The following is a 13902-nucleotide window of genomic DNA, read 5'->3' on the forward strand; positions in this document are numbered from 1 at the left end:
GCCCTTATCTGCGGTAAAAAAAAGAGAATGTATTAACCGCAGATGACAAGGGATTGACGCTGATTCACGCAGATGAAAAGAAGAGAAATATGAAAAATTCCGATGCTAACAGATTTGGAATCAGGCTTGATCGTGCGTATGCGATCGCATAGCCGCCTTGCGGCATCGCGTGTGACAGTTGCCTAAGTCCTGATGCCAAAAGATGCCTATTGAATTGACTTTCCTAGATTAGTTTCGCTCTTTTGTAGTTCTTGTTGGAGAGTATTCTTGACACGATCGTACTCAACCTCGATTTGAGCCAAAAGGGTTGAGGCTTGAGCGAGTTCACCAGAGGTACTCATAACTTCTAGCGTGGCACAAAGCTGGGCCAGAGGGCCCGCGCTTAGGTTCGCACTACTGCCTTTGAGGGTATGAGCCGCTCGGTTTAGGCTTTGAGTATCCGCTTGGACGATCGCAAATTTCATAGCTTGTAGCAACTTTAAAGCTTCCTCCAAGTAGCAGTTCGCCAGCAAGCTCAAAATCTGGGTTGAATCTTCATCGATGCTGCTACAGAAGGCTTGCAGTTCTGTGAGGTTAACCGCTGGCACCTCAATTTCTGGCTTGTGGCTATCTGATTCCTCCTTTTCGGTGTGCTGCTGTTCCTGGTTGAGCTGACACTGACTCAGCGCTTGGATGAGAGCCTCTACTCGAATCGGTTTACTGATATAGTCATTCATGCCAGCATCAAGACAAAGCTGGCGATCGCCCTGCATAGCATTTGCCGTCATTGCAATAATCCAGGGACGAGGAGGAGCCGGCCACTCCTGGCAAATACGACGGCTGGCTTCTAGTCCATCCATCTCTGGCATTTGTACATCCATCAACACTAGATCATAAGGCTGGCGGTGCAGGGCTTCCAAGACTTCTAATCCATTGGCAGCAATATCGGCCCGGTATCCCAAACGCTCTAACAGCAGCAGTGCCACCTTCTGATTCACCAGATGATCCTCTGCTAACAGAATTCGCAGTGGGAGTCTCTGGGCCAGTTTCATATCATCCTCAACAGATATAGGGAGGTGTTGTTGAACTTTTGTCGGTTGAGCTTGTAGCACATGGATCAGTATTTGATAGAGCTGGGATTGTTTGATGGGTTTGCTTAAAAAAGCCGCAAAGTGGGTGGAGAGCGCTGAAGAACTCGCTTCTGGGTAGCCCATTGAAGTCAGCAACACTAGGGGTAAACGGTGGCACTTAGGATGCTGGTGGATGGCTGAGGCTAGTGTGAGGCCGTGCATTTGTGGCATTTGCATATCTAAAATAGCGACATCAAACGTTTCTCCACTCTCAAGCCAGTTGAGCGCTTCCACAGCCGATTGGGCAGCGCGAATCTGCATCCCCCAACTCTGGGCTTGCAGCGTCAGAATTTGTCGGTTAGTGGGCTGGTCATCCACGATTAATAAACGCTTGCCAGATAGTTCTGGTACCATTTCAATCGGTTCCCCTAACTCAATAGCAACAGCGGGTGCCACAATCGTGAAGTAGAAGGTAGAACCCATTGTGATTCGATGAGGCTGACCGGCTTGCCATTTTGGGGAAGGGGTTCCTCCGACGTGGCCTCGGCTCTCAACCCACATCATGCCGTTCATCGTTTCACTAAGTCGCTTACTAATCGCCAGACCTAAACCAGTCCCTCCATACTGCCGAGTCGTCGAAGCATCTACTTGACTAAAAGACTTGAACAGTCGATCGAGGCGGTTGGCTGGAATGCCAATCCCTGTGTCTTGAATGGCAAACTCGATTTCATACAAGCTTTCTGACAAGTTCCCAGGCTCAGAAATCGTTTTGTCAGAATCAACTAGAGAGGCTTGCACCGAAATGGTCACTTCCCCAGTTTCGGTAAACTTAATCCCATTGTTGAGCAAGTTAACTAGAATCTGACGCAGACGGGTGACATCACCCAAAATGAACTTAGGAGTCTGAGGGTAAATGAGGTAGCCCAAGTCAATCCCCTTCTGATCTGCTTTAACTGCAAGTTGGTCGATCGCATTTTCTATGCAATCTCTCAAGCTCAAGGGATACATTTCTAGCTCCAGCTTGCCCGACTCAATTTTGGAGAAGTCAAGGATGTCGTTGATGATACTCAGAAGGGTATCCCCACTATTGCGAATCGTCTCGATAAAGTCTCGCTGTTGAGCCTTGAGTTCTGTATCGAGCAGTAGTCCCGTCATACCAATAACCGCATTCATGGGAGTGCGAATTTCATGGCTCATCATCGCCAGAAACTCACTTTTGGCTCGGCTCGCTGCTTCTGCTTCCCGTCTAGTTTGCTCCAAAGCAAAGTTTTTCAGAGTTAATTCTTCTCGTTGTCGAGTTTCTTGCTCTAGTAATTTGGCTTGAGCTAGGGCAATTCCTACTTGAGCCGCCACTGATTCTAGCAACTCCACTTGATCGGTGGTCCAATGACGGTAGCGATCGCACTGGTGCAAACAAATGGCACCATTCGGTTCTCCTTGGTAAGAGGTTCGCACTGCTAATATCGCTCTCAATTGGAGACTGGTACAAATAGAATGAGCACAGGTGAGCAATAATTCGCAATAGACATCCGGGGAGGCGATCGCTTCATCCCCAGCCATCAACTGTTTTGTATAAGCAGGACTCGCGGCCAGAATGTCATGCTCCCCGCTGGGGGCAGATCCGGGTGCTAGATACTCTGCAACGACAGGAAACTGAGGCTGTGGATTGTCCAAGTATGTGTGAATTAAGCAGCGACTGACCCCAAAAGTTTGCCCAATCTGAACAGCAGCCGTTTCAAATATCTGCTGAGCATTGAGGCTTTGACGAATTTCTTGGGTAATTTGCTTCAGCAGTAGGGCTTTTTCCAATTGTCGTTGTAGTGCTTCTTCTGCCTGCTTGCGATCGCTAATATCCTTCATGAAGCAGTGATGCCCCACAAAGACATTTTGCTCGTCATAAGCAGAGACCATCACAACTTGTTTATAGAACATAGAGCCATTTTTTCGCATCCCCCTAGCTTCCACTTCGAGTCTGCCATCTATCAACATGTGTTGATAAGCAGCCACCATCCTGCCAACATCTTCAGGATGAACGGTTCTTTGCCATTCCATCCCTAGCATTTCCTCTGGCTGATATCCGCAGATGGCGGCATAAGTTTCGTTAACGAAGATATAGCCTCCTTGAGGGTCGAGCCGAGAAATGCCTGCCACGGCATTTTCTAGCGCTGCACTCATTTGTTGCAGTTCCGCTTCGGCGCGTTTGCGAGCGCTAATTTCAATTAGAATGCAACCCACTGCTATAGGCTGCTCTGCATTTTTGAAAATGGGAAAGTGAGAAACGAGCCAGTAGCGCTTGGCACCCGTTTGGCTGGATCCTTCTGAGTTCATTTCCAAGCTGATGGAAGGTTGTCCTGTCATTAAAACCTGTTGTAACAGTGCATTTATACCAGGAGCAAATTCCCCCAACATCTCATCAGTTGTCTTACCTAAGTGAGCCTCCACAGAGTGGCCATTAATTTCAGCTAGTGCCTCATTGATTTGTAAAAATCGAAACTGCCGATCGTGGATACATAGCCCCACTCCTGCCAGGGAAGCTCCTTTAAAGAAAGCATTCAATAATCGCTCTCTGGCTTGGATTTCCTGCTCTAACTTTTTGCGCTCGGTAATATCGCTGTGAGAACCAGTCATACGGACAACTCTGCCCGCTTCATCCGAAAGCGCTTGCCCTCGAGTCAAAATCCATTTGTAGCTCCCATCCTTGCAAAGCACTCGATGTTCTGTAATATAAAAGGGAGTTTTCCCCTCAAAGTGATCTTGAATTACTTGCATCACCCAACCGAGATCATCGGGATGCACCCGCTTGCTCCATTCGTCCAGGTAATTGGGAATTTCATGGTCTTCGTAGCCCAACATTTCTTTCCAGCGAGCCGAGAAGAATACTTCATTGGTGTTGACGTTCCAATCCCATACCCCATCATTACTACCACGTAGGGCGAGTTCCCACCGCTCTTCACTCGCTTGCAGAGCGACTTCTGCCTCATGCCGTTCAATTTCACTACCAATCCATTGAGCCATCAGCTTCAGTAATTCCACATGGGCAGATTTAAAGCTGTCTCTACGGGGAGATTTACTAGAAAAGCTGAGGGTACTGTAGACTTTGCCTGCAACTAAAACTCGTGTTCCAATATAAGCTTCTATGCCAAAGGCAAGATAGGCAGGATGGTAACGCCATTTTGAGGTGCCTGTATGTTGGATGGTTAGCGGTTCATCGGTGTCTAAAACTTCACAGCACAAAGTTTGCTTAATATCAAAGACATCACCTGGTTTCAGGACTTGATCGGGCGATCGTGCCACCATCACCTCATAACGGTTATTTTGCACACGAGCCAAGATGCCACTTTCAAGCCCAAAATTCTGACATCCCATGTCAATCAACGCTTGGATGCGCTGCTCAAAATTGAGATTTTGGGTAGCAGTAACTTCATATAAAGCTCGTATCGTCGCCTCTCTTGTTCTTAGTTCACCTTCGGCTTGTTTACGTCTCTTAATTTCACCTTTGAGAGATCGATTCATTCTCGATAATTTTTGCGTTCGTTCTTGAACCCGCTGTTCTAATGTGGCGTTGGCCTGTTTAATCTCCCTAAACTTTTGATTGAGTGCGATCGCCATGAATTGAAAATTGCGAGCAAGCTCATTGATTTCAGTAACAGGGCTATGTTTCCATTCAAATGTTTCTTCTGAAAGCTTGTTGGGTAAGTCAGTAGTCGCACGAGCTAAATAGGATAATGGCTTGACCAGTCGTTCGCTAACCAGCGTTGCAAACAAAAATGCCAACATTGTGATGACGAGTAGAATACTCAAGTCAGCCTTATAGCGATTTTGTAAATTTTCTATATAGGGAGCCGCTGGAATTTCTAAACGCAATCTCCAATCCAGAGAGGAGCTAATAGTAAATTCCTGTATATATATAGAGTTTTTCCAACGGATCATCGGATTGGTGCTCTTAGAAGGAGTCCACTGCTGCAAGGTTCTCTCTAAGGTGCTAGTGCTGCCGTCCTTTGGCTGCTCAACACTGGTCAAAACCTTTTGGTCGGATTGATTACTAGCAATGACTCGGTTGTTTTCATCGAGTAATGTAATGCGTAATTGCCGATCGTTTCTCTGGAAAATGTAGAGAGCTTTGATCTGGCTCAATCCTAATGAACCGTGGATCACCCCAAGAAAACGACCTTGAACTTGCAGGGGTACATTCAATCCTACATGAGGTTCGTCAATTAATAGCTCTTGGTGGATAGGAGTCATCCAAGGTTTAAACCGCTCTTGAGCCTGGGTAATGAGGGATTTATGTTCGGTGCTTTGTTCGATAAACCGCCGACGGGTTTGATTAAAAGGAGAAGAAGTAGCTAAAATTGTTCCCGATGAATCGGTCACATAAATTTGGTCAAAATCGGGAAACAACTCCTCGATCAGGCTAATGTATTGTTGTAGCTCCTCGGATGATTTAATTGCTTGATTAGTAGCAGTGGTGGCTTCAGGCATCAGCGATTTTTCAGCTAAGTTGTTCAAGGTTGTGAGATGTCGCTGATGCCATCTAGATATTGCGCTAGTGATAGTTTGTGCGTTTGTTTGTAACTCCGTTTGCACCGTCGTTTGGATTTGACCAAGAAAGTATCTACCATCAAAAACTAATAGGAGCAGTCCTGGAACAAAGACAAAAGCAACCAACAGATGAAAAATAGTTTGTTGTAAAGAGACAGCAGAAAAACGCTTTGAATGACTAATCCACCCATAAATCGGCGCATAAGAAATGATTAAGCTGGCAACTAAGGCATTAAAAATGCCGTTGACTGCTTGTTTGCACATAACGAGGATGAGCTGATTCGCCTCCATGTGCATCATTTGACCGTAGAAAAGCCAAACGAGGGGCATTCCAATTAAGAACCAGTAAATCCCATCGAATAAAAGGAGGTTCGGATGTTTGCGCTTCTTGCAAAGAAACCCTACAAACAGAGCCTCAATTACCAAAATAATCGTGGCGTATGGATGATGCCAAAGGAAATAAGTATAGCTGCCTGCTATTAGAGCAGCCAAGCCTCCCCAGCCCCAGCCAAAATAGTAAGCAATAATCAGTATTGCAATACTGCCAAAGAGGAAATCAACCCCAAATAAAAGAGACAAACTGAAATAGTTGCCCAGAAAACCCGCACCAGTGAGAAGGGCGATCGCACCTAACCATCTTTTATCACGCACTGAGCTAGACTCTCCCATAAACTTTTATAATCGCTAGTTGCTGAATATGACCTGATTCCGATAAAAAAAGCGCCCTAGAGCCGATCTGTTATTTACCTGACAGTTTCCATGAAGGTCGCACCACCGATTATTTAAGCTTTAATACTAAAATCAAGGCTTACTCATGCAGGACTTGATATTTCGCTCAACTTTTAAGAAAAAATTATTCCCAATTAGGAGAGGCATAGTTTTTACTCTTATGATTTAACGGGTGAATTCATTAATTGTATTAATCTTGGTACAAAAAGTATTACGACCTTGGTCTTTGGCTTGATAAAGTGCTGCATCGGCAGCCGTAATTAAAGTTTCTGGCAGGCTCTCTTGGGTGGGAATCACTGTGGTAATACCGAAGCTGAGCGTAATGCAATGATGCGGAGAACTCTTATGGACTATTGCTAAAGCTTGGATGCGAGCCTGAATTTTTTTAACGATGTGTACGGCTCCCTCAAGCTCTGTGTCGGGCAAAATCACTACAAATTCTTCACCTCCATAACGTGCGGCTAAATCTCCAGCTCGATTAATACTGCGATTGAGAGCTGCGGCAACTTGCTGTAAACATACATCCCCTGCTTGGTGTCCATAAGTATCGTTGTAAGGCTTGAAGAAATCGATATCACACAAAATTAGTGACAAAGGAGTTTGCTGCCTCATCATGCGTCGCCACTCGTGTTCTAGCTGTTCGTCAAACTGACGGCGATTGGCAATCTGAGTCAAACCGTCAATTGACGCTAGGTATTTTAATTGTCGATTGGCGGCCTCTAGCTGCTTGTAAATTAGGGTTTGTTGCTGTTGCAAGTGGAATTGCTGAATCAACCGCCGCACTCTCTGTCCCAGAACAGCCCAGTGAATCGGCTTAGTGATATAGTCAGCCGCTCCTGCTGCAAACGCTCGATCGACAGATTCTTTGTCTTCCAAGCTAGTAATCATCAAAATAGGTGGGCGATCGCTCTCAGGCACTTCCGATAATTTTTGACAACAAGCAAAACCATCCATAGTAGGCATCACTGCATCTAGCAGGATCAGGTCTGGATGTACTTCCTCATAAGCTGCTAGCCCTGTCAACCCATCACTAGCTTCGACCACTCGGTATTTTTCCTTCTGTAAATACAGTCGAAGTTGCAAACGAATCAAGGCATCGTCATCCACGATGAGAATTAGAGAGGACGGTTCCGTAGATGGGTTAGTCGAAATGGCTGACTCTTCTAATGATTGATACATACGTCATGGTGTATCTTAAGCTTTGGAAACATTCTAGCCTACCATATTTTGAGCTTGGGATGGAAAGTAAAATTGTGGCAAATATGTCAGGAATAATACACCAGCTAAGCTTCCGCAACAACATCCTAGGCAGCGTCGGGTTTGTTAAACCAACAGCCACAGTCTACTTAAAATTTCTCGCTTTTTTTCGGAGATATAAAGTCTGTTAAGTCGCGCTAATTTGTGTAGGTATGTAATTATTTTTGGGGGCGTTAAACAGTTTTTACAACGCCGAGCGAGCTTTGACGGACGATCGCCCGTTATCCCTCGAACGATCGCCCGTTCTCCCGCGATCGCCGATGGGATAATATGCTATATTTCTCAAGCTCATTCAGACTTTTTCAGGTGCCTCAAATTCCTGCCTCATCTTTGAGCGATCGCCAGCTCTATTTTTGGGGAATACATCTGATGGTCACACTATCACGTATAGCTTCGCCCTTAGTTGAGCGTTTGTTCGCACTAGGAAGCTCTGACTGCAAAATGGCGTAAGCTTTGTTAAGAAACATCTACAGCGTTCTGCGCGAGCTGGGATAGGTTTTTTCTCTTTTTTCTCCCAATAATCCCCCCAGATAGTGTCTAAACTCCTGTCTTTGGGCTTGAGTGGGGAACACATCGTCAAAGCGTTGACACCATCTTTCAAAGCATGGGAGCATGGATGTCCAAACTGTTTCTCTCATCAGATTCCCTCAGCCAAGAGACTAGCCTAAAAACCTTACCCTATATATTTTCGCTCTATTTATCGCTCAATTTTGGGCTAAAGTCCCGCTATTAAAAACAGAAGCTATACTATAATCACTTGGAAACAGTAAGTTAAGTTGATGGAGGTCACTTACTATGGAAGTAGCACGGTCTGATGTTTCTCAAAGCTTTCAAAAAACGAAAGAATTTTTGACCGAAAAAGTTGGAAAAGCAGTTGATTCTGTTTCAGAAACAACAGGTCAAGCTAAATCTTATCTCTCAGAATATGCGGAAAAGGCAAAAGAAGCTCTCACTCAAACTACGAATTCTGCCGTGAATGCTGTTAATGAAGCTACGAATAATGCTTTAGGTACTGTAGCGGCTAAAACCGAAAAAGCGACTATTTCTATATCTGAAGTCGCGAATCAAGCCGTTAGTCGCGTCAGTGAAACTACCAACACATCTGTTGATGCTGTTTCTCACTCGGCGGCAACTGCTAAAGAAACTATTAATCAAACTACTAACTCGGCCGTCAATACTCTGAATCCAAGCACTAGCCAAGCTTTAGAGAGTGTAACTCAAGCTACAGAAAAGGCTAAGGCTTCATTAGAAGATAGCCTTCAAAAGGCAGGAATTATCAGCGATGCCACTTCCAATGCCCTTCAAAGTGCTATCGATGGTATGTTTAAAAATTGGATGGATTCGCACCCTGTAGTGTTCTGGTTGGTGAGTCACCCGCTGATATCTTTAGCAATGTTGCTACTATTTATATTCATTATCTTGGGTTTCTTACAGGCTTTAGGTAACTTTTTTGCAAAAGGATGGTTATTTATTCTGCAAATTCCTTTAAAATTTATGCAAGGGGTTTTGAGTCTCGCCTCTAAATCTGTAAGGAATCTGGGTGGAGTGGTTGTAAACTCATTGGTTTCAAAGAATCCCAAAAACAAAAATAATTCAGCTTTACAATTGAGAGGAGTTGAATCAAACAGTTTGGAGTCTCAGGAACGAATTGCTAATATTTTGATAAGGTTGGAGGCAATTCGACAAGAGCAGAATCAGCTTTTACAAGAAGCGTCGGCTATTTTAAGCAACAAAATTAAGGCAGAGTGAGAAGGTGTGACCCGATCGCAACTCGTGGTAAATTTAATACATCTAGGCTTTCCATCAAAGCCAGATCCATGAAGGCTTGTAGTCGATCGCTCAATACGCCATGCCCGATTCCGAATTTTCCGATGATTTAAAATGGACGCCCGAAGCCAAGGCGAAGCTGAAAAATATTCCCTATTTTGTCCGGGGACAAGCTCGCGTCCCGCATCGAGCAGTTGGCCCGCGAAGCCGAAACCGAAGTCGTCACCGTTGACTTAGTTGAGCAAGCTCGCATCGAGTTTGGGCAATGAAGGATCGAAAGGTACGCTAAAGCTTTAGACTATAAATTGCGTTGTAAGGACAAGGACTTAAAGAAATAGTGCGCAAAATAGTTATAGCTGGCAACTGGAAAATGTACAAAACTAGGGCAGAATCCCTAGAGTTTCTTCAAGGATTCATGTCCTGCCTGACGGAAACCCCAGAGGAACGGGAAGTGGTGCTTTGCGTTCCCTTCACTTCCTTGGCTGTCCTGTCGAAAAATTTGCACGGCAGCCGGATCAGACTCGGTGCTCAGAACGTTCACTGGCAAGAGTCTGGAGCTTTTACTGGGGAAATTTCCGGGCCAATGCTGAGTGAACTGGGTGTCCGTTATGTCATCATCGGTCATAGTGAGCGGCGCCAATATTTTGGGGAAACTGACGAAACGGTGAATTTGCGGCTGAAAGCTGCTCAGAAATACGATTTAATTCCTATTCTGTGCGTTGGGGAAACCAAGCAGCAGCGAGATGCAGGCGAAACTGAAGCTCACATTTTTTCTCAATTGGAAAAAGATTTGGTTGGTGTTGACCAAAATAAGTTGGTAATTGCTTACGAGCCGATTTGGGCGATCGGCACTGGCGATACTTGCGAAACGAAGGAAGCTAACCGAGTTATTGGTTTGATTCGCAGTAAATTGACTAATCCTGACGTGCCAATTCAGTACGGTGGCTCCGTCAAACCGGAGAATATTGATGAAGTCATGGCTCAGCCGGAGATTGACGGGGTTTTGGTTGGTGGTGCTAGTTTGGAAGCTGCGAGTTTTGCTCGAATTGTCAATTATCAGTAATAGGTAATTGCTAATAGGTAATTGCTAAGTGGTAAGTGGAACAAGGGCAGCGGGAATTAAACAGCTATCGCCTACAATTGTGATGTGCCGTTCAGTGTTTCTCGGATCGGGAGAATTAACCTATGACTGCGATCGTTCAACCCAAACCCGCCTTAGACGAGTTCCTCAAACTTCCTGAAACTGAACCGGCATCAGAATTTCTTGAGGGAGAAATCATTCAGAAGCCCAGGCCTCAAGGTGAACACAGCATACTTCAAGGTGAGCTCTGCAAGAGTATCAATCAAGTAGCGAAAACTCGGAAAATTGCCAATGCTTTTCCCGAGTTGCGCTGCACTTTTGGCGGCGCATCAATCGTGCCAGATGTAGCAGTATTCCGATGGGAAAGAATTCCTTTTTTGCCGTCTGGGAGAATTGCTAACCGCTTTGACATTAATCCCGACTGGTCGATAGAAATTCTCTCTCCAAACCAAAGCCAAACAAAAGTGCTGAGTAACTTACTCCACTGTTCGCGAAACGGCACTGAGTTGGGGTGGTTACTAGGTCCAGAAGAAGAGAGTATTTTGGCGGTATTGTCCGGACAAAAAGTAGAACTGTACAAAGGTGCAGATCTGTTGCCAGTAATTGATAAAATTGAATTAGAATTGACAGTTGACACTGTTTTTAGCTGGTTAAGTTTTGGTTGAATTAAGAATGGCCCTTCGGGTTTATTCTTGAGTCTTTTAGAGAGGGATTTCTTTTGACAAGAAGCGATTTCCATCGCCGAGTAATGAGGTGATATGATAAATAACAAAAAAATTACAATTAGAAATAAAGTTTTCGAGTGGGAAAAACGCACTTATTTAATGGGCGTTTTGAATGTAACCCCTGACAGTTTTAGTGATGGCGGAGATTTCAACACCCTAGAAGCGGCTTTAGCGCAAGCGGAAAACATGGTAAAATCGGGGGTAGATATTATTGATATTGGCGGTCAATCTACTCGACCCGGTGCAGCGGAAATATCCTCTTCAGAGGAGAGCGATCGCGTTATACCTCTGGTACAAATACTGCGACAAAAAGCCGATATTTTTGGCTCAGTTCCTATTTCTGTCGATACTACCAGAGCGCAGGTTGCCAAAGCTGCGGTTGAGGCGGGAGCTGATATAATTAACGATATTTCGGGAGCAACTTTTGACTCAGAAATGCTGTCAACCGTTGCTAAGTTAAAAGTGCCAATAATTTTAATGCACATTCGGGGAAATCCCCAGACGATGCAAAAACTCACAGATTATCGGGATTTAATTGGGGAAATTGGGGAATTTTTAGAGAGTCGAATTGCGGCGGCAGTTGCTGCGGGGATTGACAAATCTCAAATAATTCTCGACCCTGGTATTGGCTTTGCTAAGAATTACAGTCAAAACTTAGAAATTCTGCGCGAGTTGCGAAAATTCCGTATTTTAAACTGTCCGATTTTAGTCGGAGTATCGCGAAAAAGCTTCATCGGTCACATTTTGAATCAGCCAGAAGCGAAACAAAGAATTTGGGGGACAGCGGCGGCTTGTACAGGTGCGATCGCCAATTCGGCAGATATCTTGCGCGTTCACGATGTCAGAGAAATGCGCGATGTCTCTCAGGTAGCCGACGCCATCTTCCGATATCAGTCTTGAGAAGTTGGAGTATCCATAAGTTTCATTTCCCCGCCGCCGCCAGCTTCCGAAGGGACATCAGGGATAGACTCCATCAAATTGTTGAGCGACTCTGACATATTTCTCGGGTCCATAAACAGAATTTTGGCATTGTCGCTTTCGCCCAATTTTTGTTGAGCCTCTAAGTATTTTTCGGTTACTAAGTAATTCAAAACTTGCGTGCTATTCGGATGGGAGTCCAGAGCCTCAACTAAGAGCCTCATGTACTCCTTAGTGCCGATCGCCTTATTGACCATTGCTTGCCACTCGCTCTTGGTAGCGCGCTCCAATTCCATAGCTTCTTGCACCCTTTTAGGAGGGGTAATGCTTTGAATTTCCACGCGAATTACTTTGACACCCCAAGTATCGGTAGCTTCGTCCAACTTTTTGAGTAACTTTTTATTCATGTCATCTCGGGAACCCAAGATGTCTTGCATGGGCAATCGACCAATTTCAGCGCGAAACGTCGTTAAAACTAAGTTGGCGATCGCATTTTCAATTTGATCGATTCCATAATAAGCTTTCTGTAAATTCACAACCCGCCAATACACAACGGCATCGACTTCGAGAGCCACATTATCTCCCGTGATTGCTGACTGAGGTTTAATGTCTAAAACTCTTTCACGGCTTGTGTCCACGCAGACGACTTTTTCGACCAGGGGACTGATAAAGTGGAATCCTGGCTTAAGGGTGCGCTTGTATTGACCCAAACGTTCCACTAGAGCTTCGTCGCCACCGCTGACTATTTTGACGCTTGAGTTAACAGCGTAGCCGAGGACGAGCGCAAAGAGCATGGTAAGAATAGACTGCCCCATTTCTATTTTCCTGCTAAGGTTGACTGAGAATCGATCGGAATTCTACTCTAATTTAACTCAAACTCGGTCACACAGTGTTAAAATATCTCGACTGTTAATAACTAACTATTTCATCGGGTGGGCCCTGATCTGCTCCGACTCTCACGGCGCTAGTGAAACCCAGGATATCAACAACACGTTTCCACAAAAGACATGAAAAACGATCGAGAGTTTCGCTTGTTCAAACCTTTGAGGTGGATTGCCCCAAGCATTTTGGTGGGTGCAGGAATCTGGAATGCCCCAGTGGCCCAACCGGCACAAGCTGAGCCAATCGCCCTGCAACTCTCGCAAAACTTGCAGTCGCAGAACTTGCAGCCCCCGCGCCGAGGCCCGGCTGTTCGGGAAGTTATGTCCTACGAGATGAAGGGAGACGAACTCAGGATTTGCAAGCAGGAAGGCAACTCCGAGAAAAAGTGCCAAGTTGTAGGTAAAGGCTACACGGTGGGCTTGAGAACTGCTAACGACCTTTACGGTCAAGGAAATGCTGTGAATGCCGAAGCTTTGTACCGCCAACTAATGGCTCGCTATCCCAAACAAGCGGATGCTTATTACAAGCTGGGAACTATGCTGTCGGGGCAAGGTAAAATGAGCGATGCGATCGTTCTCTTCCAAAAAGCAATTGAAGTCAACCCACAGCACGCCAAAGCTCACAACGATTTAGGCGTGGCGATGGCAAGTCAGGGGCAGTTGCCCGAGGCAATTGTTCAGTGGAGACAAGCCGTTAAAATTAACGATCGATATCCCGATGCTTTAAACAATTTAGGAGTCGGTTTGTACCAGCAAGGAGGCCAGGAAAACCAAGCCGAGGCCGTAGCCAGCCTCACAAAAGCTAAGGAGTTATTTATCAAGCAAGGCAGAACTCAAGCCGCTAACAGAGTAGATAAAATTTTGGAGGAAATTAATTCGCGGTCGAGCGGTTCCTAAACTCAACCGCCGATCGCCGATTGAAAGAAAAAACATCTTTGGCGATCGGCGTTAATCAG

The 13902-nt window shown here is 45.3% G+C and carries 9 protein-coding genes and 2 pseudogenes; 7 read left to right on the plus strand and 4 right to left on the minus strand.

Annotation, left to right across the window (positions count from 1 at the left end; genetic code table 11):
- Positions 1-206 precede the first annotated feature (206 nt).
- Together D0A34_09085 and D0A34_09090 are read right to left on the minus strand one after the other, a co-directional pair.
- Positions 207-6257 carry a response regulator gene (locus D0A34_09085; protein UNU18999.1) on the minus strand — a complete coding sequence of 2017 codons (6051 nt, stop codon included), beginning with the start codon at positions 6255-6257 and terminating at the stop codon, positions 207-209.
- A gap of 225 nt (positions 6258-6482) precedes the next feature.
- A complete protein-coding gene (locus D0A34_09090) occupies positions 6483-7496 on the minus strand; it encodes a diguanylate cyclase response regulator (GenBank protein ID UNU19000.1) in 1014 nt (337 codons plus the stop codon).
- On the opposite strand from D0A34_09090, the gene D0A34_09095 reads away from it, so the two are divergent.
- The gene (locus D0A34_09095) at positions 7484-7705 is read left to right on the plus strand and encodes a hypothetical protein (GenBank protein UNU19001.1); all 222 of its coding nucleotides are present in this window, start codon (positions 7484-7486) and stop codon (positions 7703-7705) included. The two genes, D0A34_09090 and D0A34_09095, sit on opposite strands and share 13 nt — an antisense overlap.
- Positions 7706-8033: 328 nt before the next feature.
- Here D0A34_09095 and D0A34_09100 read toward each other — a convergent pair.
- A pseudogene (locus tag D0A34_09100) lies at positions 8034-8212 on the minus strand (IS701 family transposase).
- A 157-nt stretch (positions 8213-8369) separates the two neighbouring features.
- Between D0A34_09100 and D0A34_09105 the strand changes: the two are divergent.
- The 5 genes and pseudogenes from D0A34_09105 to folP all read left to right on the plus strand — a co-directional run bounded on the left by D0A34_09105 (position 8370) and on the right by folP (position 12047).
- Positions 8370-9323, plus strand: a complete 954-nt coding sequence (locus D0A34_09105) for a hypothetical protein (GenBank protein UNU19002.1) — start codon at positions 8370-8372, stop codon at positions 9321-9323.
- A 100-nt stretch (positions 9324-9423) separates the two neighbouring features.
- A pseudogene (locus D0A34_09110) lies at positions 9424-9610 on the plus strand (protochlorophyllide oxidoreductase).
- A 68-nt stretch (positions 9611-9678) separates the two neighbouring features.
- Complete coding sequence (locus tag D0A34_09115; protein ID UNU19003.1) at positions 9679-10404, plus strand: triose-phosphate isomerase; 726 nt, start codon at positions 9679-9681, stop codon at positions 10402-10404.
- A 122-nt stretch (positions 10405-10526) separates the two neighbouring features.
- Positions 10527-11087: a Uma2 family endonuclease gene (locus D0A34_09120; GenBank protein ID UNU19004.1), complete on the plus strand. Its 561-nt coding sequence runs from the start codon at positions 10527-10529 to the stop codon at positions 11085-11087.
- A 93-nt stretch (positions 11088-11180) separates the two neighbouring features.
- A complete protein-coding gene (gene folP / locus D0A34_09125; GenBank protein ID UNU19005.1) occupies positions 11181-12047 on the plus strand; it encodes a dihydropteroate synthase in 867 nt (288 codons plus the stop codon).
- Here the strand turns inward: folP and D0A34_09130 are convergent.
- Complete coding sequence (locus tag D0A34_09130; GenBank protein ID UNU19006.1) at positions 12038-12880, minus strand: paraslipin; 843 nt, start codon at positions 12878-12880, stop codon at positions 12038-12040. The two genes, folP and D0A34_09130, sit on opposite strands and share 10 nt — an antisense overlap.
- Positions 12881-13072: 192 nt before the next feature.
- On the opposite strand from D0A34_09130, the gene D0A34_09135 reads away from it, so the two are divergent.
- Positions 13073-13843, plus strand: coding sequence for a tetratricopeptide repeat protein (locus D0A34_09135; GenBank protein UNU19007.1), 771 nt, complete (start codon positions 13073-13075; stop codon positions 13841-13843).
- The last annotated feature ends 59 nt before the right edge of the window (positions 13844-13902 follow it).

Source organism: Microcoleus vaginatus PCC 9802, from assembly GCA_022701275.1.
GTDB lineage: Bacteria > Cyanobacteriota > Cyanobacteriia > Cyanobacteriales > Microcoleaceae > Microcoleus > Microcoleus vaginatus_A.

Coding starts and splice junctions, on each gene's coding strand:
- D0A34_09085 (UNU18999.1), bottom strand. CDS start 6,257: ATGGGAGAGTCTAGCTCAGTGCGTGATAAAAGATGGTTAGGTGCGATC.
- D0A34_09095 (UNU19001.1), top strand. CDS start 7,484: ATGATTGATACATACGTCATGGTGTATCTTAAGCTTTGGAAACATTCT.
- D0A34_09090 (UNU19000.1), bottom strand. CDS start 7,496: ATGTATCAATCATTAGAAGAGTCAGCCATTTCGACTAACCCATCTACG.
- D0A34_09105 (UNU19002.1), top strand. CDS start 8,370: ATGGAAGTAGCACGGTCTGATGTTTCTCAAAGCTTTCAAAAAACGAAA.
- D0A34_09120 (UNU19004.1), top strand. CDS start 10,527: ATGACTGCGATCGTTCAACCCAAACCCGCCTTAGACGAGTTCCTCAAA.
- folP (UNU19005.1), top strand. CDS start 11,181: ATGATAAATAACAAAAAAATTACAATTAGAAATAAAGTTTTCGAGTGG.
- D0A34_09130 (UNU19006.1), bottom strand. CDS start 12,880: ATGGGGCAGTCTATTCTTACCATGCTCTTTGCGCTCGTCCTCGGCTAC.
- D0A34_09135 (UNU19007.1), top strand. CDS start 13,073: ATGAAAAACGATCGAGAGTTTCGCTTGTTCAAACCTTTGAGGTGGATT.